Annotated in this window: 1 protein-coding gene; it reads left to right on the top strand. The window is 44.9% G+C overall.

Features of this window, described 5'->3' with window-relative positions; translation table 11 throughout:
* A partial coding sequence (locus D8863_RS10990) for an aminoacyl--tRNA ligase-related protein (protein ID WP_185761496.1) occupies positions 1–512 on the top strand: 512 nt, incomplete at both ends.

The raw sequence follows: 512 nt of genomic DNA, 5'->3' as shown, positions 1-512 counted from the left end.
GCCAAGGAACGTGACCACCGTAAACTCGGTAAAGAGCTTGACCTCTTCATGATTTCACAAGAAGTCGGACAAGGTTTACCATTCTGGTTACCAAACGGAGCGACTATCCGTCGTGAATTGGAACGCTACATTGTCGACAAGGAAATCGCTGCAGGCTACCAACACGTCTACACTCCACCAATTGCCTCAGTGGAACTCTATAAAACTTCTGGTCACTGGGATCACTACCGTGAAGATATGTTCCCAACTATGGACATGGGAGACGGTGAAGAGTTTGTCCTCCGCCCAATGAACTGTCCTCACCATATCGAAGTTTATAAACACCATGTACACTCATACCGTGAATTACCAATCCGTATCGCTGAGATTGGCATGATGCACCGATATGAAAAATCTGGCGCCCTTACTGGCCTTCAACGTGTACGCGAAATGTCCCTAAATGATGGTCATACTTTTGTAGCTCCAGAACAAATTGAGGAAGAATTCAAGAAAATTCTTCAATTGATTATCGA

The organism is Streptococcus oralis (assembly GCF_003943825.1).
In the GTDB taxonomy this organism is placed as follows: domain Bacteria; phylum Bacillota; class Bacilli; order Lactobacillales; family Streptococcaceae; genus Streptococcus; species Streptococcus oralis_CD.
Note: the sequence above shows the minus strand (reverse complement) of the source record. Positions and strands in the feature narration are given on the sequence as shown.